Origin of the sequence: Brevibacillus invocatus (genome assembly GCF_003710915.1) — a bacterium.
Taxonomy (GTDB): Bacteria; Bacillota; Bacilli; order Brevibacillales; family Brevibacillaceae; genus Brevibacillus; species Brevibacillus invocatus.
The window spans coordinates 37,593-63,078 of sequence record NZ_RHHR01000033.1; the positions used below are offsets into that span (position 1 = coordinate 37,593).

Consider the following 25,486-nt stretch of genomic DNA (forward strand, 5'->3'; position numbering starts at 1 on the left):
TCCTAGTATAACGGGTTCTTTCAATTATAGGAAGGTAAGGCCAGGAGTTGGCAGGGAATCCCGCTTGCCTTTCTAGAGTTAAATCTGTATTATAGGCAAGGTGAGTCTTGCAACGAGACTTGCTTGTACAAAAATATTGCGGGAAACACAGAAAAAACTTGCGTTGCCCAATAGATTTTAGTACAATATGTAATGTTGGTCATGGACTTGCGATGATGTGGGAGGTTGCTGACACACCCGGCCCCTTTGCCATGACCGGGGTGCAGGATATTTCCACGGAGAAATGTCTGTTTAGAAAATGGGCGAAAAAGGAGGGACTCAAATGGCAAAGCAAAAGATTCGTATTCGTTTGAAAGCGTATGATCACAAAATCCTCGATCAGTCTGCAGAAAAAATTGTAGACACTGCTAAGCGTTCCGGTGCAAATGTATCCGGTCCAATCCCGCTTCCTACGGAAAAAGCAGTTTACACAATCCTGCGCGCGGTGCACAAGTACAAAGATTCTCGCGAGCAATTCGAGATGCGTACACACAAACGTTTGATCGACATCTTGAACCCTACACCACAAACAGTAGATGCTTTGATGCGTCTGGATCTGCCATCTGGTGTAGATATCGAGATCAAACTGTAAAGTCCCAAACGCGATACACGCGCAGCCGTTGTCTTGATGAGCGTGTTACCACAAGCAACAAACCCCTGAAATGGCACCCCTGCGCATCGGTAGGGACTTGATACAACAATACTGTTTTTGTGAAATATGTACAGGAGGTGGCACAAATGACCAAAGGAATCTTAGGTAAAAAACTTGGAATGACTCAAGTTTTTGGTCCGAACGGAACAGCGATCGCTGTAACGGTCATCGAAGCTGGTTCTAACGTAGTTCTCCAAAAGAAAGATCTGGAGAATGACGGTTACGAAGCAATTCAAATCGGCTTTGAAGATAAAAAAGAACAGCGCGCTAACAAGCCGGAAAAAGGCCATGCAGCGAAAGCTAACACTGCACCTAAGCGCTTCGTTCGCGAAATTCGCGGTGTGAACCTCGGAGACTTCGAGGTAGGTCAAGAGTTGAAAGCAGATATTTTCGCTGAGGGAGATATCGTAGACGTAGCTGGTGTAACCAAGGGTAAAGGATTCCAAGGATCGATCAAACGTCACAATCAATCCCGCGGTCCAATGGCTCACGGTTCGCGTTACCATCGCGGTCCAGGTTCCCTGGGTTCTGTCGATGCAGCTCGCGTATTCAAAGGCCAAACACTGCCAGGTCAAATGGGTGGCGACAATGTTACCATTCAAAACCTGGAAGTAGTAAAAGTCATCGCAGATCGCAATCTGATTCTCGTTAAAGGCTCCATACCAGGACCGAAAAACAGTTGCGTACTGGTTTCGACGGCAGTCAAGAAGAACTAGTAAGGAAAGGAGGAACTGACATGCCGAAAGTAGCTCTTTATAACCAAACCGGTTCTCAAGTTGGCGAAATCGATCTGGCAGACAGCGTATTTGGGATTGAACCTAACAGCGCAGTTCTGTACGATGCGATCGTGATGCAACAAGCGTCCCAACGCCAAGGTACACACGATGTAAAGAACCGTTCTGAAGTACGTGGTGGTGGCCGCAAGCCATGGCGCCAAAAAGGTACAGGTCGTGCACGCCAAGGTTCCATTCGCTCTCCGCAATGGAAAGGTGGCGGTGTTGTTTTCGGACCAACTCCGCGCAAATACGGTTACAAACTGAACCGTAAAGTTCGTCGTTTGGCTCTGAAATCTGCACTCTCGACAAAAGTTCAAAACAACGAATTGCTCGTTTTGGATGCTCTGAACTTCACAGCTCCAAAAACAAAAGAAATGACAGCTGTTCTGAACAGCTTGAAAGCAGATCGCAAAGTACTGATCGTTACTTCCGAGTATGATCAAAACGTAGCGCTCTCTTCCCGTAACATCCCAGGTGCTAAGTTCGTAGATGCTGCAGGCATTAACGTTCTGGATCTGGTAGCGCATGATAAAGTAATCGTGACGAAAGACGCGGTTGCGAAAGTAGAGGAGGTGCTCGCCTAATGAAGAGCCTTCATGATGTCCTTAAGCGCCCTATCATTACGGAGCGCACCACTGACATGATGGCAGAGAAGAAGTACGTTTTCGAAGTACCTCTTAAAGCCAACAAGACAGAAATCAAGCAAGTAGTTGAAAAGATTTTTGGCGTAAAGGTTGCTGCAGTGAACACTATCCGCGTACCTGCGAAACCAAAACGCTATGGAAAATACTCCGGTTATACTTCTGAGTGGAAGAAAGCGATCGTTAAGCTGACTGATGACAGCAAAGACCTGACCTTCTACGAGGGCGTATAATCTCGACGATTCCCGAAAAGGAGGGTATTAACATGGGTATTAAAAAGTTTAAACCGACTTCTCCTTCTCGTCGCCAAATGACTGTTTCTACTTTTGAGGAGATCACTACTTCAACTCCTGAGAAATCCTTGTTGGCGCCTCTGAGCAAAAAAGCTGGACGCAACAACCAAGGTAGAATTACAGTACGTCATCAAGGTGGCGGGCATAAACGCAAATACCGCATCATCGACTTCAAACGCAATAAGGACGGTATCGTAGGTCGTGTAGCTACTATCGAATACGATCCAAACCGTTCCGCTAACATTGCTTTGATCAACTATGCTGACGGTGAAAAGCGTTATATCATCGCTCCACATAACTTGAAAGTGGGCGACGAGATTGTTTCCGGCGCAGATGCCGACATCAAAATCGGTAACGCACTGCCTCTGGAAAAAATCCCTGTAGGTACAACTATCCACAACATCGAGCTGAAACCAGGCAAAGGTGGCCAATTGGTTCGCGCTGCTGGTACTTCCGCTCAATTGCTGGGTCGTGACGGGGAGTTCGTAATCGTACGTCTTTCTTCCGGTGAAACACGCCGCATTCATAACGTATGCCGTGCAACCATCGGTCAAGTAGGAAACCAAGATCATGAGCTGCTGAACATCGGTAAAGCAGGACGTTCCCGCTGGCTGGGTAAGCGCCCAACTGTTCGCGGTAGCGTAATGAACCCTAACGATCACCCACACGGTGGTGGTGAAGGCCGCGCTCCAATCGGACGTAAAGCACCTGTTACTCCTTGGGGTAAACCTACTTTGGGTCTCAAGACTCGCAAGAAAAAGAATAAATCCGATCAGTACATCATCCGCCGTCGCAAGAAATAAGGTAGGCTGATACAATAACCGAACGCCTTTGGCGAAGGGAGGTTCACTAATGGGACGAAGCTTGAAAAAGGGTCCTTTCGTGGATGACCATTTGATGAAAAAAGTTGTCGAGCAGAATGAAAAGAACGAGAAACGCGTGATCAAAACCTGGTCTCGTCGATCCACCATCTTCCCTGATTTCGTAGGACACACGTTTGCAGTGTACGATGGCCGCAAACACGTACCTGTATACGTTTCGGAAGACATGGTTGGCCATAAATTGGGTGAATTCGCACCAACTCGTACCTTCAAGGGTCACGTCGACAACGACAAGAAGTCCAAGAAGCGCTAATTTTCTCTTGACAGAGAGGAGGTACAAAGATGGAAGCAAAAGCAGTTGCTCGCAATATTCGCATCGCGTCTCGTAAAGTCCGCCTCGTGGTAGACTTGATCAGAGGCAAGCAAGTAGGTGAGGCTTTGGCGATCCTGAAACACACGCCTAAAGCAGCATCTCCTGTAGTAGAAAAACTCCTGAAGTCGGCTATTGCAAACGCTGAGCACAACTATGAGCTGGATCCAAACAGCCTGGTAGTGAGCAAAATCTTCGTAGACCAAGGTCCTACGCTGAAGCGTTTCCGTCCGCGCGCTAAGGGTCGCGCTAGCCGCATCCATAAACGCACGAGCCACATCACAGTGGTACTAAACGAGAAATAAGAAGGAGGGATTACGTGTGGGTCAAAAGGTAAGCCCGGTAGGACTTCGGATCGGTGTCATTCGTGACTGGGAGTCCAAATGGTACGCTGACAAGGACTTCGCAACACTGTTGCACGAAGACCTGAAAATCCGCAAGTTTGTAAAAGGGCGTCTAAAAGATGCTGCAGTATCCACGATCGAAATCGAGCGCGCTGCAAATCGCGTGAACGTTACGATTCACACCGCTAAGCCTGGTATGGTAATTGGTAAAGGTGGAGCAGAAGTAGAAGTTCTGCGTAAATCCTTGACTGAACTGACTGGCAAACGCGTTCATATCAATATCAACGAAGTAAAACGTCCTGACCTGGATGCTACTCTGGTAGCTGAAAATATTGCTCGCCAATTAGAAAACCGCATTTCTTTCCGCCGTGCGCAAAAGCAATCGATCACTCGTACGCTGCGCTCTGGTGCAAAAGGTATCAAAACCTTGGTAAGCGGTCGTCTGGGCGGCGCTGACATCGCACGTTCTGAAGGATATAGCGAAGGTACTGTTCCGCTTCATACACTACGCGCTGATATCGACTACGGTACTGCTGAAGCACATACCACTTATGGTCGCATCGGTGTTAAAGTGTGGATCTATCGTGGAGAAGTCCTTCCAGCGAGAAAGAACGTCGCTACTGAGGAAGGAGGCAAGTAATCATGTTGACGCCAAAACGCGTGAAACACCGTAAACAACACCGCGGGAAAATGGCCGGTAACGCAAAAGGCGGTACCACTGTTGCGTTCGGTGAATACGGATTGCAAGCAGTAGAACCATCTTGGGTAACCAACCGTCAAATCGAGGCTGCCCGTATCGCGATGACACGTTATATCAAACGTGGCGGTAAAGTATGGATTAAAATCTTCCCTGATAAACCAGTAACACAAAAACCGCTCGAAGTACGGATGGGTTCCGGTAAAGGTTCTCCTGAGAAATGGGTAGCGGTAGTGAAACCAGGCAAGATCATGTTTGAACTTGCTGGCGTACCTGAAGAAGTCGCTCGCGAAGCAATGCGCTTGGCAATGCACAAACTGCCAATCAAGTGCAAGTTCGTGAAGCGTGAAGAAGTGGGTGGTGACGCACATGAAGGCTAATGAGTACCGTAATTTGACCACTGCCGAGCTCGAACAAAACGTTGTTTCTTTGAAAGAAGAGTTGTTCAACCTTCGTTTCCAGTTGGCTACAGGTCAACTCGAAACCACATCTCGCATCAAACAAGTACGCAAGGATATTGCTCGTGCGAAAACCATCCTGCGTCAGAGAGAATTGGGAATCGGTTAATTTAAGGAAGGAGGTTTGAACGATGACCGCAGATCGCAATATGCGTCGAACCGTTGTAGGTCGCGTCGTTTCCGACAAAATGGATAAAACCATCGTGGTTCTTGTTGAAACTTACAAGAAACATACTTTGTACGGCAAACGTGTGAAATACTCCAAAAAGTTCAAGGCTCACGACGAGAACAATACGGCAAAAGTGGGCGACATCGTGGAAATCATGGAAACTCGTCCATTGTCCAAAGACAAGCGTTTCCGCTTGGTACGTATCGTCGAAGAGGCAGTAATCGTATAAGTTAGATTTTCGGATATCAATTCCGAAAGGAGGAACAGTAAATGATCCAAACTCAGACGAGATTGGCTGTTGCTGACAACTCCGGTGCAAAGGAACTCATGTGCATCAAGGTTCTGGGTGGTTCCGGTCGCAAAACGGCGAACATCGGTGATGTTATTGTATGCTCCGTTAAATCCGCTACACCCGGCGGCGTTGTCAAGAAAGGTCAAGTAGTTAAAGCGGTTGTAGTACGTACAGTGAGCGGCGTTCGCCGTACAGACGGTTCTTACATTCGTTTTGATGAAAACGCAGCAGTTGTCATCAAAGAAGATCAATCCCCTCGTGGTACTCGTATCTTTGGACCTGTGGCTCGTGAGCTCCGCGACAAGGATTTCATGAAGATCATCTCTTTGGCTCCAGAGGTTATCTAATTGAAGCTTAATAGTTCGGTAGTTTGTTCGATAGGAGGTGCACCAAGCGATGCACGTTAAAAAAGGCGACACTGTTATCGTAAATGCGGGCAAGGACAAAGGGAAAAAAGGTCGCGTTCTCGCTGCCTATCCTAAAAAAGATCGCGTTCTGGTTGAAGGTATCAACCTCGTGAAAAAACACAGCCGTCCGTCTCAAGCCAATCCGCAAGGCGGCATTGTTACCCAAGAAGCACCGATTCACGTTTCCAACGTAGCTTTGATCGATCCGAAGTCCGGAACTGCAACTCGCATCGGTTACAAAGTGTTGGATAACGGTAAAAAAGTTCGGTATGCGAAAAAATCTGGCGAAGTAATCGACAAGTAGTCAGGTCGGAAAGGAGGACGTTCTAGATGGCAGTAAGACTGAAAGAAAAGTATTCGAATGAAATCGTGCCTAGCTTGATGAGCAAGTTCAATTACACTTCCATCATGCAAGTGCCGAAAGTAGAAAAGATCATCATCAACATGGGTGTTGGCGAAGCTGTTGCTAACGCTAAAGCCTTGGATACTGCGGTTGAAGACCTGCAAATTATCGCTGGTCAAAAGCCTGTAGTAACTCGCGCGAAGAAATCCATCGCGGGTTTCAAATTGCGTGAAGGTATGCCGATCGGTGCGAAGGTTACTCTGCGCGGCGAGCGTATGTACCACTTCCTCGACAAGTTGATGAATGTATCTCTTCCACGTGTACGTGACTTCCGCGGAATTTCTTCCAAAGCGTTTGATGGTCGCGGTAACTACACACTCGGTCTGAAGGAACAACTGATCTTCCCTGAGATCGAGTACGATAAAATTGACAAAGTGCGCGGTATGGACATCGTTATCGTTACTTCCGCGAAAACGGATGAGGAAGCTCGTGAGCTTTTGACTCAAATGGGTATGCCATTCCGTAAATAAACCCACTCGTAAGGAGGGAAGAATGTGGCAAAGAAATCAATGATCATCAAGCAACAGCGTCAGCCGAAGTTTGCTGTTCGCGCGTACACTCGTTGCGAGCGTTGCGGACGTCCTCACTCCGTATTGCGCAAATTCAAACTCTGCCGTATTTGCTTCCGTGAACTTGCTTATAAAGGTCAAATTCCAGGCGTGAAAAAAGCAAGCTGGTAATTTGAAACGGGAAGGAGGTTTTCTCTCATGGTTATGACTGATCCAATTGCAGATATGTTGACACGCATTCGCAACGCCAACATGGTTCGCCACGAGAAAGTGGAGATCCCGGCGTCCCAAATCAAGAAGGAAATCGCGCGCATTCTGAAAGAAGAAGGCTTTATCCGCGATGCTGAGTTTGTTGAAGACAACAAACAAGGGATTATCCGTGTATTCTTGAAATATGGCCAAAACAACGAACGCGTTATTACAGGTCTGAAACGCATCTCCAAGCCTGGTCTTCGTGTGTACGCTAAGAACACTGAAGTGCCTAAGGTTTTGGGTGGACTGGGTTGCGCGATCATCTCTACATCCACTGGTGTTATGACTGACAAACAAGCTCGTCAGGCACACGTTGGTGGAGAAGTTCTTGCATACGTTTGGTAATTCATAGATTGTAAAAGCACAGGAGGTGCACCACATGTCTCGTGTCGGTAGAAAACCGATCGTGGTACCTGCAGGCGTTACCCTCACTCTGAACGGAACTGAGCTGACGGTAAAGGGCCCTAAGGGTCAACTCGTTCGTAGCTTTCACCCAGATATCAAAATCAACATCGCTGAGAATGAAGTAGTTATTGAGCGCCCTAGCGACAACAAACTTCACCGTTCCCTGCACGGTACAACTCGTGCACTCGTTGCCAACATGGTAACAGGTGTATCGGAAGGCTTTACTCGTACTTTGGAACTGGTCGGTGTAGGTTACCGTGCTGCAAAAAGCGGCAGCGGAGTTACACTTTCTCTCGGTTTCTCTCACCCAGTGGAAATCACACCTGAAGCTGGTATTGAAATCGATGTACCGAACCAAACCACTTTGGTGGTTAAAGGGATCAGCAAAGAGCGCGTAGGACAAATCGCTGCTGAAATCCGCGCACATCGCAAACCTGAGCCTTACAAAGGTAAAGGTATCAAGTACAGCGATGAAGTGGTTCGTCGTAAAGAAGGTAAAAAAGGTAAGTAAGCTTCGTAGTTTCATGAGAAAGGAGGCCGCTTAATGTTTACGAAAGCTGATAAAAACAAAGCTCGGAAAAAACGTCACCTGCGAATTCGCAGACGCGTGATTGGTTCTACCATCCGCCCTCGTCTGAACGTATTCCGTTCTTCTAAACACATCTATGCTCAACTGATTGACGATGCAACTGGTGTAACTTTGGCATCTGCATCTTCTTTGGATAAAGAGCTTGGCCTGAAAAACGGGGCTAATGTGGAAGCTGCTACGGCTGTTGGCACACTGATCGCTAAGCGTGCACAAGAAAAAGGTGCGACTGAAGTGATTTTTGACCGTGGTGGTTACATCTATCATGGACGTATTAAAGCACTGGCAGAAGCAGCTCGTGAAGCTGGTCTGCAATTCTAACAACAAGGAGGGTAAGGAATGCGTATCGACCCTAGCAAATTAGAGCTCGAAGAAAAAGTAGTCGCCGTTAACCGCGTAGCTAAGACGGTTAAAGGTGGACGTCGCATGAGCTTCAGCGCCCTGGTTGTTGTGGGTGACCGTAACGGCCACGTAGGTGCCGGTATGGGTAAAGCTCAAGAAGTACCAGACGCCATTCGCAAAGCGATTGACGACGCTAAGAAAAAATTGATCCGCGTACCGATGAGAGGAACGACTGTACCACATCAAGTCCTCTGCCAATTCGGCGCTGGTAAAGTACTCCTGAAACCTGCAGCACCAGGTACTGGTGTAATCGCAGGTGGTCCTGTTCGTGCCGTTCTCGAACTGGCAGGTGTAGGTGATATCCTGAGTAAGTCTCTTGGTTCCAACAATCCTATCAACATGGTCAACGCTACGCTGGAAGGTCTCGGCCGTCTCAAAACAGCGGAAGATGTCGCGAAATTGCGCGGTAAGACTGTTGACGAGTTGTTGGGTTAATAAGGAGGGAATGAACATGGCAAAATTGCAAATCACCCTCAAACGCAGCCTGATCGGTCGTACTGTCGATCAAAAAGATACGGTAAAAGCACTGGGTCTTCGCAAAATCAATTCGTCCGTGGTGAAAGAAGATAACGCTGCGATCCGCGGTATGGTTTTCAAAGTGAAGCACTTGGTTGAAGTGAAAGAAGTAGAAGCGTAAAAAGCATTTCAATCAGTTAGGAGGTGCAACGTATGAAATTGCACGAACTGCAACCTGCAGAAGGTTCTCGTCACACTCGCAAACGCATCGGTCGCGGTATTGGTAGCGGTACTGGTAAAACTGCTGGTAAAGGTCGCAAAGGTCAAAATGCTCGTTCCGGTGGCGGAGTTCGCCTTGGCTTCGAGGGTGGTCAAAATCCTTTGTTCCGTCGTCTGCCTAAGCGCGGTTTCACGAACATCAGTCGTAAAGAGTTCGCTATCGTGAGCTTGGATGCACTGAACCGTTTCGAGGAAGGCACTGTGGTAACACCTGAGTTGCTCTTGGCAACTGGCGTAATCAGCTCCCTCCGCGATGGTGTGAAAGTCCTTGCTAATGGCGAACTGACAGTGAAGCTTACAGTTAAAGCTCACAAGTTCTCCGGTGCAGCTGCTGAGAAGATCGCTCAAGTCGGTGGAACAACCGAGGTGATCTAATGTTAGCGTCATTCACTAACATTTTTAAGATAGGCGACCTTCGTCGTAAGATCTTGTTTACTCTTATGATGCTGGTTGTCTTCCGGATTGGGACATTTGTTCCTGTTCCTAACGTAAACGTCGAGTTGTTTCAGCAGAACACAAACCAGCTGTTGGGATTGTTGAACACCTTCTCGGGTGGAGCACTGCAAAACTTCTCGATTTTTGCAATGGGGATCATGCCTTACATTACAGCATCCATTATCATGCAGCTTCTCTCCATGGACGTTGTGCCCAAGCTGACGCAATGGGCGCGTGAGGGTGAAGTTGGCCGTCGCAAAATCGCTACGGTAACTCGCTACTTCACGATTGTTCTTGGTTTGATTCAGTCGGTCGGGATGACAATTGGTTTCAACAATATGGCGCCTGGATTGCTCAATGATACATCGATTGGCAGTTATGCACTTATTGCGTTGACATTGACGGCTGGTACAGCTTTTATGATGTGGATGGGGGAACAGATTACGGAGAAGGGTATCGGGAACGGGATTTCGATCCTGATCGTTGCGGGTATCGTCGCGAACATTCCTAACGGGATTGGCACGATTTACGCTACGCAATTCGCTGATCCATCCCAAAATCTTTTCTTCAGTATCGTAAAGGTAGTGATCATCCTTTTGGTGATCCTCGCCATTGTTGTCGGGGTTATCTTTATGCAGCAAGGTGTGCGTAAGATTCCTGTGCAATACGCCAAGCGCGTTGTTGGACGCAAAATGTATGGTGGTCAATCCACGCATATTCCTTTGAAGGTCAACTCTGCAGGTGTAATTCCAGTTATCTTCGCGGTCTCGCTCGTGATGTTCCCATCGACGATTGCGCAGTTCTGGGTTGATGCTTCCGGTACTGGCTTTGCCAACTGGATCTATCAAAACTTCCAGGTAAATGCTCCAATCGGAATGGCACTTTACGCTATCTTGATCATTGGTTTCACTTATTTCTACACCTTTGTACAGATCAATCCTGTGCAAATGGCGGAGAATATGAGGAAAAATGGCGGTTACATTCCTGGTATCCGACCTGGTAAAAACACCGAGGTGTACATTTCACGTACGTTGAACCGTCTGACACTGGCTGGCGCTATGTTCTTGATGGTAATCTCCATCTTGCCGTTCTTCTTCAGTTCGCTGGCCGATTTACCACAGTCGATTTTCATCGGTGGTACTTCACTCTTGATCGTCATCGGGGTTTCTCTTGATACGATGAAGCAGATTGAAAGCCAGTTGATCAAGCGCCACTATCAAGGGTTCATCAAGTAGTACCTTGGTATTTTTCGGAAAAGCCTCTGTAAGCTTTTCTTCTTGGGACGGAGGGAATGGACGTGAATATAATTCTGATGGGACTGCCTGGAGCCGGTAAGGGTACACAGGCAGAACGAATCGTGAAAGAGTTTAACATCCCGCACATTTCGACTGGTGACATGTTCCGAGCTGCGGTTAAAAACGAAACGCCGCTCGGACTGAAGGCCAAGTCTTACATGGATCAAGGTCAACTGGTCCCAGATGAAGTAACGATTGGAATTGTGCGGGAAAGATTGTCGATGGACGACTGCAAAGAGGGTTTTCTCTTGGATGGATTCCCGCGCACCGTTCCTCAAGCTGAAGCGTTGACAGCAACTCTCGAAGAGCTGGGACGCAAAATTGATCACGTGGTCAATATCACCGTTCGTCGGGAACTCCTGATTGAACGGCTGACAGGTCGCTGGATCTGCCCTGTATGCGGAGGTAGCTACCACACACTGTTCAATCCTCCAGCGGAGGCTGGCGTGTGTGATAAGGATGGCGGCAAACTGTATCAGCGTGAAGACGACAAGCCGGAAGTGGTTGCACAACGTCTTGATGTCAACATTGCTCAAACACAACCGCTCATTGATTACTACTCCGGTCAGGAACTCCTGCGAGAAATCAATGGAGAACAAGATATCCAGGTAGTGTTTGCAGAAATACAGTCTTTGTTGCGAGGGTAATTGCGAATGATCATCCTAAAGTCGAAAGCAGAACTTGAGGTTATGCGCGAAGCTGGTCGGATCGTAGCACTCACCCATCAAGAACTGGCCAAGGCAATCAAGCCTGGTGTCACGACGAAGCAACTGGACGAAATAGCCGAGACCTTTATCAGAAGCATGGGAGCTATTCCCTCGTTTAAAGGCTACGGTGGCTTTCCAGGAAGTATCTGTACTTCAGTCAATGAAGAACTCGTACACGGTATCCCAGGAAAACGGACGTTACAAGAGGGAGATATCATCAGCCTCGACATTGGTGCCCAGTTTCAAGGCTTTCATGGCGACTCCGCTTGGACGTATCCGGTCGGCACGATTTCTCCGGAGAATCAGATGTTGCTGCGAGTAACGGAAGAATCGCTGTTCAAGGGTCTTGAGCAAGCGAGATCGGGCGCTAGGCTCTCCGATATCTCACATGCGATCCAGGTTCATGCTGAAGCTGCCGGCTTCACACTCGTTCGCGAGTATGTGGGGCATGGGATTGGGCAAAACTTGCACGAGGATCCGCAGGTTCCCAACTACGGCCCTCCGAATCGAGGTCCACGGTTGAAACCAGGCATGGTGTTGGCAGTTGAGCCAATGGTAAATGCCGGCGAACGTTATGTCCGCACATTGGAGGACAATTGGACGGTAGTAACAGTGGATCGGAAGAACTGTGCTCATTTTGAACACACCATCGCGATTACGGAAGATGGCTATGAGATTTTTACACGAACGTAAACGAGAGTTTCGGTTTTCTCCCGAAATTGTCGTCCAACGTGTCGACGATAAGTTCGTTGTGTGATCATTTCGCAAAACTCATGGTCCGACTGAAGAGCAGAAGAAAGGAGAGTTTACTATGGCAAAAGACGATGTTATTGAGGTGGAAGGAACGGTTATTGAGCCTTTGCCCAACGCAATGTTTCGGGTAGAATTAGAGAATGGACACAAGATCCTCGCTCACGTCTCTGGTAAGATTCGCATGCACTTTATTCGCATTCTACCTGGGGATAAAGTTACTGTTGAACTGTCGCCGTACGACTTGACCCGCGGACGTATTACGTACCGTTATAAATAAGAGGTTAAACCCCTAGAAAAGGGAGGCAAGAACCATGAAAGTGAGACCTTCGGTTAAACCGATCTGCGAAAAATGCAAGGTTATCCGTCGTAAAGGCAACGTTATGGTTATTTGTGAAAATCCGAAGCATAAGCAAAAACAAGGGTAAACAAGGAGGTGCTTTTTACACATGGCACGTATTGCAGGCGTTGACTTGCCCCGCGAAAAACGCGTGGAAGTTGCTCTTACCTACATCTTTGGTATTGGCCGCCCCACGTCCCAAAAAATTCTGTCCGCCACTGGCGTAGATGTGAACACTCGTGTTCGCGATCTGACAGAAGATGAAGTTGCTAAACTGCGTGAGTACATCGACAAAACCGTGAAGGTGGAAGGCGATCTCCGTCGTGAGATCTCCCTGAACATCAAACGTCTGATGGAAATCGGTTGCTTCCGTGGTATCCGTCACCGTCGTGGACTGCCAGTTCGCGGCCAACGTTCCAAAACCAATGCTCGTACGCGTAAAGGTCCACGCCGTACAGTAGCGAACAAGAAGAAGTAAAGGAGGGTAATCTGACATGGCGAAAAGAAAACAAGCGACAGCTACTCGTACCCGTCGTCGTGACCGTAAAAATGTTGAAGTTGGCGTAGCGCATATCCGCTCTACATTCAACAACACCATCGTTACGATCACTGATCCACATGGTAACGCAATCTCTTGGTCCAGCGCTGGTTCCCTCGGATTCAAAGGCTCCCGCAAAAGCACTCCATTTGCAGCGCAAATGGCTGCTGAAGCAGCAGCACGCGTAGCTATGGATCATGGCATGCGCTCCCTTGAAGTTTCCGTAAAAGGTCCAGGTGCAGGTCGTGAAGCAGCGATCCGTTCCCTGCAAGCAGCAGGTCTGGAAGTTAATATGATCAAAGACGTGACACCGATTCCGCACAACGGTTGCCGTCCACCAAAACGTCGCCGCGTGTAACTGGTTTATAACGTTCAGAACATGTCCATACTAGAATGGTAAATTCTGATTTATTTGCTTGTCATGCACGCAAACGGTAAACCGCCGGGGAAGTTCCTGAGTGGGCACGTATGCGGCCCACCCAAGAATTTCGACGTTTTGAAGGAGGGTTTGTTTAATGATAGAAATAGAAAAACCAAAAATCGAGGTTGTGGAAGTAAGCGACGACAACTCGTACGGAAAATTTGTAGTAGAACCCCTAGAACGCGGCTATGGAACTACTCTTGGCAACTCTCTGAGACGGATTCTCCTGTCTTCGTTGCCAGGCGCGGCAGTTCGTACTGTGCAAATCGATGGTGTTCTGCATGAGTTCTCGACAGTAGAGGGCGTCGTTGAAGATGTAACCGAGATCATCCTGAATATCAAAGGCCTAGCACTGAAGATCCACTCTGATGAGGAAAAAATCATCGAGATTGATGCAGAAGGCGAAGGCGTCGTCAAGGCGGGAGATATCCGTGCTGACAGTGATGTGGAGATCTTGAACCCTGATCTTCATATTGCAACGTTGGCGAATGGCGGTCGACTACACATTCGTATGACAGCAGGACGTGGTCGTGGATATGTTCAAGCAGACGGAAACAAATCGGAGGATCTGCCTATTGGTGTGATTCCGATTGATTCCATCTACACGCCAATCAAACGCGTGAACTATCAAGTGGAAAATACCCGTGTAGGGCAAATGACCAACTATGATAAGTTGACGCTGGAGGTTTGGACGAACGGCAGCATTAGTCCGGAAGAAGCCGTGAGTCTTGGCGCCAAAATCATGACGGAGCACCTGAACTTGTTCGTCGGTCTGACGGATGAAGCGAAAGATGCAGAAATCATGGTTGAAAAGGAAGAGGACAAAAAAGAGAAAGTTTTGGAGATGACGATCGAAGAACTGGATCTTTCTGTTCGTTCCTACAACTGCTTGAAGCGTGCCGGTATCAATACCGTGCAAGAGCTGACGCAGAAAACCGAAGAGGACATGATGAAAGTGCGCAATCTGGGTCGCAAATCTCTGGAAGAAGTGCAAGAGAAGCTGGCTGAGCTCGGCTTGTCATTGCGCAGCGACGACTAGGGAAGAGATTCACCCAAGGACACCATTTGTTCTTTCGGTATCCCTAATAGGGAGTACAGATCTGGTTTTGCTGACATAGAAGCATACAGCATCTAGGCAGCATGGTCAGCGTGAAAAGGGAGGTTAAGAACATGGCATACCGTAAATTGGGTCGTCGCAGTGCGGCGCGTAAAGCGTTGTTCCGCGACTTGGTAACTGACCTGATCATTCACGAGCGCATTGAAACTACTGAGATGAAGGCAAAAGAACTGCGCCCAATCGCTGAGCAAATGATTACGCTGGCGAAGCGTGGAGACTTGCATGCTCGTCGTCAAGTAGCTGCTTTCGTTCGTAAAGAAGTAGCCAATGAAGAAGGCCGCGATGCAGTTCAAAAACTGTTCGATGAAATCGCACCTCGCTTCAAAGAGCGCAACGGTGGATACACTCGTATCCTGAAAACCGGTCCTCGTCGTGGGGATGCTGCTCCAATGGCGTTCATCGAATTGGTTTAATTTCACAAATAAACTGGTCGTTTGACCCGGGAATGGGACACAATCTCTGACCTGGAAAACTACCGCGAAAAGGGTGGGGGCAGATCTGGTCATAGGCTGGACTCTGATTCAACCCTTTTTTCTACTTTCTAGAAGTTCCTATTCGTTAACGCGATAACGGAGGAAAGTAAAAGAGAGTACATTGGCCATGGAGAGCCACGTATATCTCGATTCTCACCTGGGCTTGAAGATGTCGAGGGATGTGACTGACTCATGAAACCGGAGAACTTGCTGACATTTTCAGATGTCACTTTTTCCTATGATGGCGAAGAAGGTCAACGGGTAAAGGTACTGAAGGGAGTCGATCTCTCGATTGCCAAAGGATCGTTTGTTTCGGTTCTCGGTCACAATGGTTCCGGCAAATCGACTTTGGCAAAATTGATGAACGCTCTACTTCTTCCTGAGGGTGGAAAGATACTGGTCAGCGGTGTAGATACCAAAGATGGTGAAATGATTTGGGAAATCCGCCGACATGTGGGGATGGTCTTTCAGAACCCGGACAATCAAATAGTTGGTGCAACAGTAGAAGACGATGTTGCCTTTGGCCTTGAAAATATGGGGGTAGATCCAAAGGAAATGCGCAATCGCATTGACGAGGCTTTGCTTTCAGTAGGCATGGAAAAGTATGCGCTGGCACAACCATACCGTTTGTCTGGAGGACAAAAGCAGCGTGTCGCGATCGCCGGTATCATGGCGATGCGTCCCTCCGTCATTATCTTGGATGAGGCTACAGCGATGCTGGACCCACAGGGGCGACAGGAAGTCATGCACTTGGCTAGACGGTTGAACCGGGAAGAGGGAATCACGGTTGTAAACATCACGCATTTTCCCGAAGAAGCGATCGATTCAGATCGGGTAATCGTGATGGAAAACGGTGAAGTCTTGATGGAAGGGCACCCGGCTGAAGTATTCTCCCAGGTAGACAGGCTACAGCAAGCAGGCTTGGACGTACCCTTTGTAGTACGAGTACGACATGAACTGATTGCAAAGGGATATGATCTTCCGTTTGAACTGCATCAAGAGGAGCTGGTGGAGCACCTATGCAGATTACTTTTGACCAGGTAAGCCACATGTACGGCAAGGGAACGCCATTTGAACGGCTGGCCTTGCAAAATATTTCGCTGACGATTCCTTCAGGTGCGTTTGTCGGGATAATCGGCCAAACAGGTTCTGGGAAATCGACGTTGATCCAGCATCTGAATGGTCTCTTAACTCCCACTTCTGGCAAAATTACCATCGGGGATGTAGTGATTACCCCTTCTCAGCGAATTCCGCATGCTCGACGCAAAGATATCGGGCTTGTTTTTCAATATCCTGAACATCAATTGTTTGAAGAAACAGTTGCCAAGGATGTCTGCTTTGGTCCGCTTAACTTTGAGCTTCCTCCGAATATGGCAGAAGCTAGGGCGCGAGAAGCGTTGGAGATTGTTGGTCTTGACTACGAAACGATGAAAGACAGATCGCCTTTTCAATTGAGCGGCGGGCAGATGAGGCGTGTAGCGATTGCCGGGGTTTTAGCGATGCAACCCAAGGTACTTGTACTCGATGAGCCGACTGCTGGTCTAGACCCTGCAGGGCGCAAAGCGATCCTGGAAGGCATTCACCGCATTCATCGTGAGCAGAAGCTGACTACCTTGTTGGTCACACATAGCATGGAGGAAGCTGCGCGTTATGCTGACCTGATGCTGGTGATGGCAGGTGGTGAGCTGGTGATGCAGGGGAGACCGGAAGAGGTATTTCAGCAGGCAGAGTTGCTCCGAACTTTGTCACTGGACGTACCGGAAACCGTATCCTTCATCTCCCGTATCAATCAATCGCTGCCGGACAAAGAAAGCCTACCGACCACGCTGTATCGGGAAGAGGAGCTGATTGCTCATTTGCTGGAACGACTGTCCGCGCCAAAGGAGTGCTAGGGCATGCTGCAGAATATCGCTATCGGCCAGTACGTGCCGGGACAATCGTTTCTCCATCGGGCTGATCCACGGAGCAAGCTGCTTTTTATCGTACTGTTTGCGACGCTGGTTTTTTTAGGTAACAACACCATTACGCACTCGATTCTCATCGGGTTTACCCTATTTACGATTCTGCTTTCCCGGCTCTCATTCACCTATATCCTGAAGAGCTTGAAGCCCGTTTGGTTTTTAATTCTCTTTACCGTCATTCTCCATATATTTATGACGAAAGGCGGAACCGTCTACTATCAATGGGGCAGCTTTACCATTGAAGAGCAAGGCGTACGACAGGCCATCTTTATTTCCATTCGTCTGGGGCTTCTCATCCTCTTCAGTTCATTGCTTACCTTGACTACGTCTCCGATGGATTTGACGGAAGGTTTGGAGCGACTGCTGCGGCCATTTGGACGCATAGGCGTGCCGGTGCATGAGATCGCACTCATGATGTCGATTGCTCTGCGATTTATTCCTACGCTCATGGAAGAGACGGACAAGATCATCAAGGCACAGACAGCAAGAGGCGCCGACTTCACGAGCGGTAATTTGGTCAGAAGAGCGAAAAATCTGATTCCGATTGCCATTCCGTTGTTTATCAGTGCGTTTCGACGTGCTGAGGAGTTGGCTCTAGCGATGGAGGCTCGAGGATATCGCGGAGGAGTTGGCAGGACGCGACTCAATAAGCTGCAGTTTACGTGGCGCGATGTCGCGATCGCTGTAGTAGCTGCGGCCTTGACGTTTGTGATTTGGTGGTGGCGAACATGAGATTAAAATGTGTCGTTGCCTATGACGGTACTGATTATAGTGGCTTTCAGGTGCAGCCTGACCAGATTACTATTCAGGGTGAGATCGAGGCTGCTCTTCAGCGGATTACCGGAGAAGAGATTCAGGTATACGGATCAGGACGAACAGATGCAGGCGTCCATGCACGAGGACAAGTGATTCATTTTGATACCGGTAGCCATATTCCACTGGACAAATGGCGCTTTGTACTGAATAATCAACTTCCCGATGCTATTGTGGTTCGTTCTGTGGAAGAAGCGGATGAGTCCTTCCATGCTCGTTTTGATGTGCAGGTGAAAGAATACCGCTATTGCATCGATAACGCTCCTGTAGCAGACGTATTCCGCCACCGGTATGCCGACCACATTCGCTTTCCGCTGGATGTGGAAGCGATGCAACAGGCGGCACGCCATCTGGAAGGAAAGCACGACTTTACGTCCTTCTGCTCAGCCAAGACGTATGTGGAGGACAAGGTGCGCACTGTATATCGGGTGAAGGTAGAGCGGTCCGGTCACGAGGTTTGGGTGACTTGCCGAGGCAATGGTTTTTTGTACAACATGGTTCGCATTATCGTAGGAACCTTGGTTGAGGTCGGACAGGGCAAAAGAGCCCCTGATGAGCTAAAAGAAATTCTGTTGGCTTGCGATCGCGAGCGAGCAGGGAAAACAGCTCCGGCCAAAGGTTTGACGATGTGGGAAGTCTACTACGGGACGAACATTTCCAAAGATTAGTCTTGAAGCAGGCACTTGACTCTGACACCTCTATGTAGTACGATATTCCTTGGTATTTTAACCCCGCCTAGCCCCACTCTAGCCCCGGGAATTAAAAGACAAGATCGTGTTAATATGGAACACCTGGAGAAGTTGCTCACCCGTTACAGTTTGCAATTTTCTCTTTCAAACGTTTGTTTATAGCATTGTGTTAGGTAAGATATTTAGGAGGGACAAACATGCGTACCACATATATGGCGAAACCGCTCGAAGTAGAGCGTAAATGGTACATCGTTGACGCTGAAGGTCAAACGCTGGGCCGTCTGGCTAGTGAAGTAGCTTCGATCCTGCGCGGTAAACTGAAACCAGAATTCACTCCTCACGTTGATGCTGGCGATTTCGTAATCGTAATCAACGCTGACAAAGTGAAGCTGACCGGTAACAAACTGCAAGACAAGATCTACTACACTCACTCCCTGTATCCAGGTGGTTTGAAAAAGACAACTGCTGGCGATATGCTGAACAAAAAGCCAGAGCGTATGTTCGAAATCGCTGTAAAAGGCATGCTGCCTAAAAACAGACTGGGACGTCAAATGTTCACCAAGCTGAAAGTATACGCTGGAACTGAGCATCCACATGCAGCACAAAAACCAGAAGCTTGGCAAATCCGCGGTTAAGGTAAAGGGAGGAAATATACGTGGCACAAGTACAATACTACGGTACAGGTCGTCGTAAGCACTCCGTAGCACGTGTTCGCCTGGTTCCAGGTGAAGGTCGCATCTTGATCAACAAACGTGAAATGGATACTTACTTTGGTTTGGAAACGCTGAAATTGATCGTGAAACAACCACTCGTATTGACTGAAACACTGGGTCGCTACGATGTATTGGTTAATGTAAACGGTGGCGGAACCACTGGTCAAGCTGGTGCAATCCGTCATGGTGTAGCTCGTGCGCTGTTGAAAGCAGATCCGGAATTGCGTGGCGCTCTGAAACGCGCTGGCTTCCTGACTCGCGATCCTCGTATGAAAGAGCGTAAAAAATACGGCTTGAAAGCTGCTCGTCGCGCACCTCAATTCTCCAAGCGCTAATTGCTTACAAGCAACGACATTTACCCCTGGCCATCATCGGTCAGGGGTTTTTGCATGCTCGGGATGGGAAGAGGGGTACTAGTGTTGTTTGATACCTTCTACAGCTGCTATGTACAGGGTTTGAGCTTGAGCTGTATTCTCTATCCAATCCCGATGGTCATATTTGTCCACGTTTGTCCATATGATGGAACGAGAATGGGACAAAGGGGACGGTAGACAGTGACACGAAAAGGATTAGGCTGGATACTGGCTTTTGCTTTACTTATGGTGCTGTTCACCTATGAAGCTCCCGATCGCTCTTCTTGGACGGCATGGTCGCTTCCATTGACAGGGACAGTCATTGCGATTGATCCAGGTCATGGGGGAAAGGATGGAGGCGCTGTTTCAGCAGAAGGAGACGTGGTGGAGAAGGATGTGACGCTTGCCATCAGCATGTATTTGCGTGACTTTCTTCAGCAATCAGGGGCGTATGTCATTATGACCAGAGAAGAGGACAAGGACTTGGCCTCGCCAGAAGCTGATCAAAATCGCAAGCGTAAATCCGAGGATATTCGCAACCGGGTAAAGCTGATCAACGAGAATGCACCTGACTTTTTGGTTAGCATTCATGTCAATTCCATTCCTTCCCCCAAATGGTCGGGAGCGCAGACTTTTTATTCACCAGCCTTCAAAAAAAGCGAAGAGATGTCCTATCTGATCCAGGACGAAATTAAGCGTGTGATGGAGAATACGGATCGGGTGCCAAGTAAAACGGAAAAAGTGTTCCTGATTCGTGAAGTCACTTGTCCAGCAGTTTTGGTTGAAGTAGGCTTTGTCAGCAACTCGAAGGAAGTCGAGCAGCTGCGTTCCGTCGATTACCAAAAAGCGATGGCAAATGCGATTTATCAGGGCATATTAAGACAGTATGCGGGGGAAAAGGTTCCAACTGCACCGTAAGTGGGCCTTCCCGATGTTCCCGGGATATGAGTATGCTATAATGAACGCGCATACCTTTCAAATCGTGAAAATACTTGCTTAGGAATAGATGGGGGGAACAAAATGTTAACGAAAGAAAAGGTACTGGAAGCTTTACGTGATGTAAAAGATCCAGAAATTAACCGCAGTCTGGTTGAACTGAACATGATTCGTGACATTCAGATCGAGGGGAACACCATCAGCCTTACGGTGGTTCTGACGATTACAGGCTGTCCGTTGAAGGCAAAAATTGAAGATGATGTCGTATCGGCTTTGCGTGCTCTTGGTGCTGAAGAGGTGAGGCTGCAATTCGGAGCGATGACAGACGAGGAGAGAGCGGCGCTGAGCGCTCAATTGCGCGGCAGTCAGGCACCGAAAGCGACTCCGGGTCAGACGCCTTTGCTGAATCCGATTTTGGACAAGGAATCCACTACGACGTTTATTGCCGTTACCTCTGGTAAAGGTGGCGTGGGTAAGTCCACCGTAACGGTAAACCTGGCCGTGGCTTTGGCACGCCTGGGGAAAAAAGTAGGTATCATCGACGCGGATATCTACGGCTTCAGCGTACCCGACATGATGAACATCGAGCAGCGTCCGACTGTCATTGGAGAAACCATTTTGCCTGTAGAAAAGCAAAATGTGAAAGTGATGTCGATGGGCTTTTTTGTAGAAGACAACGCACCGGTTATCTGGCGTGGACCTATGCTGGGTAAAATGCTCCGCAACTTCTTTACTGAAGTTCACTGGGGAGAAGAACTGGACTATTTGCTGCTGGACTTGCCTCCAGGTACAGGTGACATGGCGCTTGATGTACACACTATGATTCCGCAAAGTATGGAGATTGTGGTGACGACACCTCACCCGACCGCTGCATTTGTAGCTGCACGTGCGGGGGCAATGGCAAAAAGAACCGGACATGAAATTCTGGGGATCGTCGAAAACATGGCATGGTATGAAGCCAAAGACGGCACCAAGGAGTATGTGTTTGGCCGTGGCGGCGGAGCCAAGCTGGCCGAGACGCTGACTTGTGATCTGTTGGCGCAGATTCCGTTGGGGCAACCGGAAAATCATCCGTCTGAGCCAGATTATTCGCCATCCGTGTACAAACAGGATAGTGCGATCGGTCAAATCTACATGGATATGGCCAAACGCGTGGAACAGAAATGTGAAGGTACAACCAAGTAAGAAGATAAAAAGGTGGGCTCCATACGAGCTCACCTTTTTGGTTACCGTACAAGGCGGTACGCTTATTGTGAACCTCCGCCTCCACCCTCACCCCCACTACCCGAGCCTTGCCCTTTTTTCTTCGATTTCAGTTCCTTTGGCTTTGTCATTTCTTCCGTTGCCTTGGTCATCAAATGCATCATTTCAGCTTGGAACAGCGGACTTTGCAGCGATTCCTTCATGATTTGCATGGTTTGCTGGCGATATGCCGAGCTTTTCATTAATTCCATCAGATTTTTTTCAAACTCCGGATCCTTCATGACGCTGACCAGTTCTTTCTGGTACTCTGGGTCTTTCATTAAGTCCTTCATCAGCTTTTTTTGTTCTTCTTTCATTGACTTCGCCAAAGTACTGGCAAATTTGGGATCTTTAAAAGCCTCTTTAATGTGGGTGCTATTCGGATTTGTCATGCTCTGAATGAGGGTCGTACGTACAGTGGATTCATCAAGCATGATATTTTGCTTGAATTTCTCGTCCTTCATCATTTTTTCCACAGACTTTTTGGCTTCTTCCGTCTGCATAATGTCCAGCACCATGTCTTTCATGCTTTTATAATCTGGCTGAGAACTTTGTCCTTGACCGCCAGCTGTACATCCTGTCATGAGCAGGCAGATGATGAACAACAACCAAGAAGGGAAAGCCTTTTTTCTCATGGGTTGGACACCTCCTTCTTTACTTTTGCCTATGAGTAACGTGTGCATTTTGTTTTGTTCTTACGCTAGTATTTTCTTTCTTGCATTGGTACAATCATAAACGATGTGGATAGGAGGGAATGTTAGGTGAGTTTGCGCAAATATGGCTGGCTTTTTATCACCACCCTGCTGCTTGGCGGTTTGGGTGGGATTCTAGTCGCCATTATTTTTGATTTAGAAAAGCTGACGGAAGGGAGCATGGGCAACTTTTTCGTCGGGATGCTCATGTACTTGTTGTATGGTATGACGATCAGCATTGTTTCTCAAATGGGATTTTTTGCATATATGACCGTCAATTACTTTGCAAAAACCCTCGTTCGCTCCCCATCCTTGTGGAGAAGCATACAGATATTTCTCGTGGTGTTTGTTTTTTTTGATATGATTTATTTGCGTTATAATTCACTTGGACAAGACGGTTCGATCTGGCCGTATTTCATTGAGCCGATCATGCTGCTCATCGTAGCGGTAGTGACTGCCTACGGTAAAGTGAGCGTAACCAATCGTACGGCGTGGGTGCCGACGCTTTTCTTCATGTTTGTCGTCACAGCATTGGAATGGATCCCAGCGCTTAAGGAAAATAATGTTCACGCAACTTTATCGATGCTTGTACCGTTATTGTTTTGCAACGTGTGGCAAGTCATGCAACTACATCGCGTATTAAAACAGGAAAGCTGACCTCGTCCGGAGGCCAGCTTTTTATTTTGATGTGATGAATGGAGAGGCTATTTCACTTCTTGGCTTTTTACATCTGCACCTGAAATCAATTCGGATACGGTGACGAACTCGTAGCCTTTGCCGCGCAGCTTTTCAATGATAACAGGAAGTGCCAGATGTGTTTCCTTGCTGGAATCGCTGGCATGCATCAAAATGATATCGCCAGGATGAGCTTTGGATAATACATTGTTTACGATCACGTCTTTTCCTGGGTTCGTCCAGTCATGAGAATCCGTGTCCCATTGAATTACTGAGTACTTCAGTTGATTGGCGATTGTCAATACGCGTTTATCGATATCACCGTTGGGCATGCGAATGAGAGTAGGCTTTTTGCCTGTCATTTCGGTCAGAATGGAGTCCGCCAGACGAATTTGGGAGCGGATTTCTTCATCGGTGTATTTGGTGTAAAAATCATGCTTGTGGCCGTGCGAGCCAATTTCGAAGCCGTCCTGCTTGATTCGTTTGACTGTGTCCTGATGCCGTTGGCTCCATGCAGAGGAGAGGAAAAAGGTTGCTTTTACATTCTTTTCCTTTAAAATATCCAGAATGGGCACGGCTCTCGTCTCTCCCCAGCTAATGTCAAAAGTAAGGGCGATCTTCTTTTCTTTCGTGTCCACTTTATAGATCGCATGTGGGGACTCTTCCTGGTCAGCAAAGGCTGCGATCGAATCGCGTTCTTGGTACCCAAGTGCGATTGCCAACAGGAGAGTGGTACAAACGATCATGATTTGTTTTAATCGCTGTGCACTGACGACGAAGATATATCTCATGAAAAGCACCTCCTTTGTCCGATATCAGTTTATGCGTATCAGACAAGGATATTCTTTGGTCTATCGACTATTGATGAGGTAAAATGAATATAGTGGAATTATTCGGGGATGAAGGAGCGTGCTTATGAAAAGTCAGCTAAGAAGACTTTGGGCAGATAATCGACGTTATTTTCTCGCCTCCGCCTTGCTGTTCTTAGGCGGAATGTTGATCGGATACATGCAATCGGCAGCGGTCCAGGAGATGGTGAATCAGCTTTTGGGCCAATTGAAGGAAGTGGTGGACCGCATACGCGAGAACGGTGGAGGAGCTTTTGCTACTTTCTGGGCTATCTATACAAACAATGTGATTAGTGCGTTGATGATGATGGCGATGGGCTTGTTTTTTGGGGTCTTTCCCATTTTTGGCATGCTTGCGAACGGAATTCTGCTTGGGTTTATTCTCTCCACCTACAGTACAGCAGGAATAAATCCATTGCTTGTGTTTGCTGCAGGAATTTTGCCACACGGGATCTTTGAACTGGCAGCTGTATTCTTTGCTGCTGGGATAGGGATTCGCTTGGGTGGACTGGTCCTTCGCTCCATTGGCTTGCTGTTTCAGCCTGGGAAAGGGGAGCGGGTAAAAAACGATTGGTATGACACCCTCAAGCAATTTCCAGCAGCCGTACTTCTGGTGATCGTGCTGCTTCTTGTAGCGGGTGTTGTGGAAAGTGTCATTACCCCGATGATTCTGGAGGCCGCATTAGGGGAACAACTAGAACAATTGAGGTTGCTGAAATAACTCCTAGTAAGTCCATAAGTAAAGCCTTCCTAAACGGAAGGCTTTTATTTTTGAATACAGCAGAATTATGTTGGAAAAGATAGTGGGGTAGACTCGTTAGATGGAGGTCGATTTTGTTGCTGGGGTTTTTGTTTCATTCCAAAGAAGTACTGGAATTAGAGTATCTTTTAAAACGAGAGCTGGAAGAAATGCTGCTTGATTTTAGTGATAAGCGCATTGATTATTTAGTGAAAAGAGCTATGGAGGAACGATACTCGATCCTGTTCCGCATGTACGCTAGGATCGCATCCCCTACGGAGCTTTCCAAGTATGTTAGAAGGAAGAAACTCGAGGAAGAGAATTTTACTTAAAATCTTTTTTGAAAAACGTATTGACTCAACCATATGGAACGTGATAGATTAGTTCTTGTCCTTAAGACGACGTAACGAAATAACAACGAGTTGACGGACACTTGCTCTTTGAAAACTGAACAGCGAAAGCGTTGATGAGTCTATCATGATTTGCCAGCTTTGAACC

The 25,486-nt window shown here is 47.8% G+C and carries 43 protein-coding genes; 41 read left to right on the forward strand and 2 right to left on the reverse strand.

From position 1 onward, the window contains the following. Window positions 1-322: 322 nt before the first annotated feature. The 38 genes from rpsJ (at window position 323) to EDM52_RS17045 (ending at window position 21,977) form a co-directional block, all read left to right on the forward strand. Window positions 323-631: a 30S ribosomal protein S10 gene (gene rpsJ, locus EDM52_RS16860; RefSeq protein WP_005828858.1), complete on the forward strand. Its 309-nt coding sequence runs from the start codon at window positions 323-325 to the stop codon at window positions 629-631. A 146-nt stretch (window positions 632-777) separates the two neighbouring features. Next, entirely contained in the window at window positions 778-1,407 is a 630-nt protein-coding gene (gene rplC / locus EDM52_RS16865; protein ID WP_122910127.1) for a 50S ribosomal protein L3, read from the forward strand. Between the two features lie 20 nt (window positions 1,408-1,427). Next, complete coding sequence (rplD, locus tag EDM52_RS16870; protein ID WP_122910128.1) at window positions 1,428-2,051, forward strand: 50S ribosomal protein L4; 624 nt, start codon at window positions 1,428-1,430, stop codon at window positions 2,049-2,051. Further along, window positions 2,051-2,341 carry a 50S ribosomal protein L23 gene (rplW, locus tag EDM52_RS16875; protein WP_122910129.1) on the forward strand — a complete coding sequence of 97 codons (291 nt, stop codon included), beginning with the start codon at window positions 2,051-2,053 and terminating at the stop codon, window positions 2,339-2,341. The genes rplD and rplW overlap by 1 nt, the downstream gene beginning before the upstream one ends. Before the next feature lie 32 nt (window positions 2,342-2,373). Beyond that, window positions 2,374-3,204, forward strand: a complete 831-nt coding sequence (gene rplB / locus EDM52_RS16880) for a 50S ribosomal protein L2 (protein WP_122910130.1) — start codon at window positions 2,374-2,376, stop codon at window positions 3,202-3,204. 49 nt (window positions 3,205-3,253) lie between these two features. Continuing rightward, complete coding sequence (rpsS, locus tag EDM52_RS16885; RefSeq protein WP_122910131.1) at window positions 3,254-3,535, forward strand: 30S ribosomal protein S19; 282 nt, start codon at window positions 3,254-3,256, stop codon at window positions 3,533-3,535. A gap of 29 nt (window positions 3,536-3,564) precedes the next feature. Continuing rightward, window positions 3,565-3,897, forward strand: coding sequence for a 50S ribosomal protein L22 (gene rplV / locus EDM52_RS16890; protein ID WP_122910132.1), 333 nt, complete (start codon window positions 3,565-3,567; stop codon window positions 3,895-3,897). Window positions 3,898-3,913: 16 nt separating this feature from the next. Continuing rightward, a complete protein-coding gene (gene rpsC, locus EDM52_RS16895) occupies window positions 3,914-4,576 on the forward strand; it encodes a 30S ribosomal protein S3 (RefSeq protein WP_122910133.1) in 663 nt (220 codons plus the stop codon). 2 nt (window positions 4,577-4,578) lie between these two features. Then, window positions 4,579-5,013 carry a 50S ribosomal protein L16 gene (gene rplP, locus EDM52_RS16900; protein ID WP_049742233.1) on the forward strand — a complete coding sequence of 145 codons (435 nt, stop codon included), beginning with the start codon at window positions 4,579-4,581 and terminating at the stop codon, window positions 5,011-5,013. After that, on the forward strand, window positions 5,003-5,200 hold the full coding sequence (rpmC, locus tag EDM52_RS16905) for a 50S ribosomal protein L29 (protein ID WP_122910134.1): 198 nt from the start codon (window positions 5,003-5,005) through the stop codon (window positions 5,198-5,200). Before rplP ends, rpmC begins: the two co-directional genes overlap by 11 nt. A gap of 22 nt (window positions 5,201-5,222) precedes the next feature. Continuing rightward, window positions 5,223-5,489: a 30S ribosomal protein S17 gene (rpsQ, locus tag EDM52_RS16910; protein WP_122910135.1), complete on the forward strand. Its 267-nt coding sequence runs from the start codon at window positions 5,223-5,225 to the stop codon at window positions 5,487-5,489. A gap of 41 nt (window positions 5,490-5,530) precedes the next feature. Further along, complete coding sequence (gene rplN / locus EDM52_RS16915) at window positions 5,531-5,899, forward strand: 50S ribosomal protein L14 (RefSeq protein WP_122910136.1); 369 nt, start codon at window positions 5,531-5,533, stop codon at window positions 5,897-5,899. Between the two features lie 49 nt (window positions 5,900-5,948). Continuing rightward, on the forward strand, window positions 5,949-6,263 hold the full coding sequence (gene rplX, locus EDM52_RS16920) for a 50S ribosomal protein L24 (protein ID WP_122910137.1): 315 nt from the start codon (window positions 5,949-5,951) through the stop codon (window positions 6,261-6,263). Window positions 6,264-6,289: 26 nt separating this feature from the next. Then, window positions 6,290-6,832 carry a 50S ribosomal protein L5 gene (rplE, locus tag EDM52_RS16925; protein ID WP_122910138.1) on the forward strand — a complete coding sequence of 181 codons (543 nt, stop codon included), beginning with the start codon at window positions 6,290-6,292 and terminating at the stop codon, window positions 6,830-6,832. 24 nt (window positions 6,833-6,856) lie between these two features. Beyond that, window positions 6,857-7,042: a type Z 30S ribosomal protein S14 gene (locus EDM52_RS16930; RefSeq protein WP_005828830.1), complete on the forward strand. Its 186-nt coding sequence runs from the start codon at window positions 6,857-6,859 to the stop codon at window positions 7,040-7,042. Window positions 7,043-7,069: 27 nt separating this feature from the next. Continuing rightward, window positions 7,070-7,468, forward strand: coding sequence for a 30S ribosomal protein S8 (rpsH, locus tag EDM52_RS16935; RefSeq protein WP_023558729.1), 399 nt, complete (start codon window positions 7,070-7,072; stop codon window positions 7,466-7,468). A 34-nt stretch (window positions 7,469-7,502) separates the two neighbouring features. Next, on the forward strand, window positions 7,503-8,039 hold the full coding sequence (rplF, locus tag EDM52_RS16940; RefSeq protein WP_122910139.1) for a 50S ribosomal protein L6: 537 nt from the start codon (window positions 7,503-7,505) through the stop codon (window positions 8,037-8,039). Window positions 8,040-8,072: 33 nt separating this feature from the next. Continuing rightward, on the forward strand, window positions 8,073-8,435 hold the full coding sequence (gene rplR, locus EDM52_RS16945) for a 50S ribosomal protein L18 (RefSeq protein WP_122910140.1): 363 nt from the start codon (window positions 8,073-8,075) through the stop codon (window positions 8,433-8,435). An 18-nt stretch (window positions 8,436-8,453) separates the two neighbouring features. After that, the gene (rpsE, locus tag EDM52_RS16950; protein ID WP_122910141.1) at window positions 8,454-8,951 is read left to right on the forward strand and encodes a 30S ribosomal protein S5; all 498 of its coding nucleotides are present in this window, start codon (window positions 8,454-8,456) and stop codon (window positions 8,949-8,951) included. A 16-nt stretch (window positions 8,952-8,967) separates the two neighbouring features. Further along, window positions 8,968-9,153: a 50S ribosomal protein L30 gene (gene rpmD, locus EDM52_RS16955; protein WP_023558725.1), complete on the forward strand. Its 186-nt coding sequence runs from the start codon at window positions 8,968-8,970 to the stop codon at window positions 9,151-9,153. A 32-nt stretch (window positions 9,154-9,185) separates the two neighbouring features. Beyond that, the gene (gene rplO, locus EDM52_RS16960; RefSeq protein WP_122910142.1) at window positions 9,186-9,626 is read left to right on the forward strand and encodes a 50S ribosomal protein L15; all 441 of its coding nucleotides are present in this window, start codon (window positions 9,186-9,188) and stop codon (window positions 9,624-9,626) included. After that, window positions 9,626-10,921, forward strand: a complete 1,296-nt coding sequence (gene secY, locus EDM52_RS16965) for a preprotein translocase subunit SecY (protein WP_122910143.1) — start codon at window positions 9,626-9,628, stop codon at window positions 10,919-10,921. Before rplO ends, secY begins: the two co-directional genes overlap by 1 nt. A gap of 62 nt (window positions 10,922-10,983) precedes the next feature. Continuing rightward, on the forward strand, window positions 10,984-11,628 hold the full coding sequence (locus tag EDM52_RS16970) for an adenylate kinase (RefSeq protein ID WP_122910144.1): 645 nt from the start codon (window positions 10,984-10,986) through the stop codon (window positions 11,626-11,628). A 6-nt stretch (window positions 11,629-11,634) separates the two neighbouring features. Then, on the forward strand, window positions 11,635-12,381 hold the full coding sequence (gene map, locus EDM52_RS16975) for a type I methionyl aminopeptidase (RefSeq protein WP_122910145.1): 747 nt from the start codon (window positions 11,635-11,637) through the stop codon (window positions 12,379-12,381). A 118-nt stretch (window positions 12,382-12,499) separates the two neighbouring features. Beyond that, the gene (infA, locus tag EDM52_RS16980; RefSeq protein WP_023558720.1) at window positions 12,500-12,718 is read left to right on the forward strand and encodes a translation initiation factor IF-1; all 219 of its coding nucleotides are present in this window, start codon (window positions 12,500-12,502) and stop codon (window positions 12,716-12,718) included. A gap of 34 nt (window positions 12,719-12,752) precedes the next feature. Beyond that, window positions 12,753-12,866 carry a 50S ribosomal protein L36 gene (gene rpmJ, locus EDM52_RS16985; protein ID WP_003333770.1) on the forward strand — a complete coding sequence of 38 codons (114 nt, stop codon included), beginning with the start codon at window positions 12,753-12,755 and terminating at the stop codon, window positions 12,864-12,866. A gap of 21 nt (window positions 12,867-12,887) precedes the next feature. Beyond that, window positions 12,888-13,256, forward strand: a complete 369-nt coding sequence (gene rpsM / locus EDM52_RS16990; RefSeq protein ID WP_122910146.1) for a 30S ribosomal protein S13 — start codon at window positions 12,888-12,890, stop codon at window positions 13,254-13,256. 16 nt (window positions 13,257-13,272) lie between these two features. Beyond that, window positions 13,273-13,674 carry a 30S ribosomal protein S11 gene (gene rpsK, locus EDM52_RS16995; protein ID WP_122910147.1) on the forward strand — a complete coding sequence of 134 codons (402 nt, stop codon included), beginning with the start codon at window positions 13,273-13,275 and terminating at the stop codon, window positions 13,672-13,674. A 157-nt stretch (window positions 13,675-13,831) separates the two neighbouring features. Further along, entirely contained in the window at window positions 13,832-14,776 is a 945-nt protein-coding gene (locus tag EDM52_RS17000) for a DNA-directed RNA polymerase subunit alpha (RefSeq protein WP_122910148.1), read from the forward strand. A gap of 131 nt (window positions 14,777-14,907) precedes the next feature. Next, entirely contained in the window at window positions 14,908-15,267 is a 360-nt protein-coding gene (rplQ, locus tag EDM52_RS17005; protein WP_122910149.1) for a 50S ribosomal protein L17, read from the forward strand. 252 nt (window positions 15,268-15,519) lie between these two features. Further along, on the forward strand, window positions 15,520-16,371 hold the full coding sequence (locus EDM52_RS17010; protein WP_122910150.1) for an energy-coupling factor transporter ATPase: 852 nt from the start codon (window positions 15,520-15,522) through the stop codon (window positions 16,369-16,371). Then, on the forward strand, window positions 16,347-17,219 hold the full coding sequence (locus EDM52_RS17015) for an energy-coupling factor transporter ATPase (protein ID WP_122910151.1): 873 nt from the start codon (window positions 16,347-16,349) through the stop codon (window positions 17,217-17,219). The genes EDM52_RS17010 and EDM52_RS17015 overlap by 25 nt, the downstream gene beginning before the upstream one ends. Before the next feature lie 3 nt (window positions 17,220-17,222). Then, complete coding sequence (locus tag EDM52_RS17020; RefSeq protein WP_122910152.1) at window positions 17,223-18,020, forward strand: energy-coupling factor transporter transmembrane component T family protein; 798 nt, start codon at window positions 17,223-17,225, stop codon at window positions 18,018-18,020. Beyond that, complete coding sequence (truA, locus tag EDM52_RS17025; RefSeq protein WP_122910153.1) at window positions 18,017-18,769, forward strand: tRNA pseudouridine(38-40) synthase TruA; 753 nt, start codon at window positions 18,017-18,019, stop codon at window positions 18,767-18,769. Before EDM52_RS17020 ends, truA begins: the two co-directional genes overlap by 4 nt. A 218-nt stretch (window positions 18,770-18,987) precedes the next feature. Further along, window positions 18,988-19,425 carry a 50S ribosomal protein L13 gene (gene rplM, locus EDM52_RS17030; RefSeq protein ID WP_122910154.1) on the forward strand — a complete coding sequence of 146 codons (438 nt, stop codon included), beginning with the start codon at window positions 18,988-18,990 and terminating at the stop codon, window positions 19,423-19,425. Window positions 19,426-19,445: 20 nt separating this feature from the next. Then, entirely contained in the window at window positions 19,446-19,838 is a 393-nt protein-coding gene (gene rpsI / locus EDM52_RS17035) for a 30S ribosomal protein S9 (protein WP_103110167.1), read from the forward strand. 219 nt (window positions 19,839-20,057) lie between these two features. Continuing rightward, window positions 20,058-20,774, forward strand: a complete 717-nt coding sequence (gene cwlD, locus EDM52_RS17040; RefSeq protein ID WP_122910155.1) for an N-acetylmuramoyl-L-alanine amidase CwlD — start codon at window positions 20,058-20,060, stop codon at window positions 20,772-20,774. 102 nt (window positions 20,775-20,876) lie between these two features. Then, window positions 20,877-21,977, forward strand: a complete 1,101-nt coding sequence (locus EDM52_RS17045; protein ID WP_122910156.1) for a P-loop NTPase — start codon at window positions 20,877-20,879, stop codon at window positions 21,975-21,977. Between the two features lie 62 nt (window positions 21,978-22,039). On the opposite strand, the gene gerD is transcribed toward EDM52_RS17045, so the two are convergent. After that, window positions 22,040-22,669: a spore germination lipoprotein GerD gene (gerD, locus tag EDM52_RS17050; protein ID WP_122910157.1), complete on the reverse strand. Its 630-nt coding sequence runs from the start codon at window positions 22,667-22,669 to the stop codon at window positions 22,040-22,042. Between the two features lie 126 nt (window positions 22,670-22,795). Between gerD and EDM52_RS17055 the strand changes: the two genes are divergently transcribed. Beyond that, complete coding sequence (locus tag EDM52_RS17055) at window positions 22,796-23,383, forward strand: KinB-signaling pathway activation protein (protein WP_122910158.1); 588 nt, start codon at window positions 22,796-22,798, stop codon at window positions 23,381-23,383. Between the two features lie 47 nt (window positions 23,384-23,430). On the opposite strand, the gene pdaB is transcribed toward EDM52_RS17055, so the two are convergent. Then, window positions 23,431-24,192, reverse strand: a complete 762-nt coding sequence (pdaB, locus tag EDM52_RS17060; RefSeq protein ID WP_122910159.1) for a polysaccharide deacetylase family sporulation protein PdaB — start codon at window positions 24,190-24,192, stop codon at window positions 23,431-23,433. A gap of 124 nt (window positions 24,193-24,316) precedes the next feature. Here pdaB and EDM52_RS17065 point away from each other — a divergent pair, with 124 nt between their 5' ends. Further along, complete coding sequence (locus EDM52_RS17065) at window positions 24,317-24,970, forward strand: stage II sporulation protein M (protein ID WP_122910160.1); 654 nt, start codon at window positions 24,317-24,319, stop codon at window positions 24,968-24,970. 116 nt (window positions 24,971-25,086) lie between these two features. Further along, window positions 25,087-25,320, forward strand: coding sequence for a hypothetical protein (locus EDM52_RS25220; RefSeq protein WP_122910161.1), 234 nt, complete (start codon window positions 25,087-25,089; stop codon window positions 25,318-25,320). Window positions 25,321-25,486 lie beyond the last annotated feature (166 nt).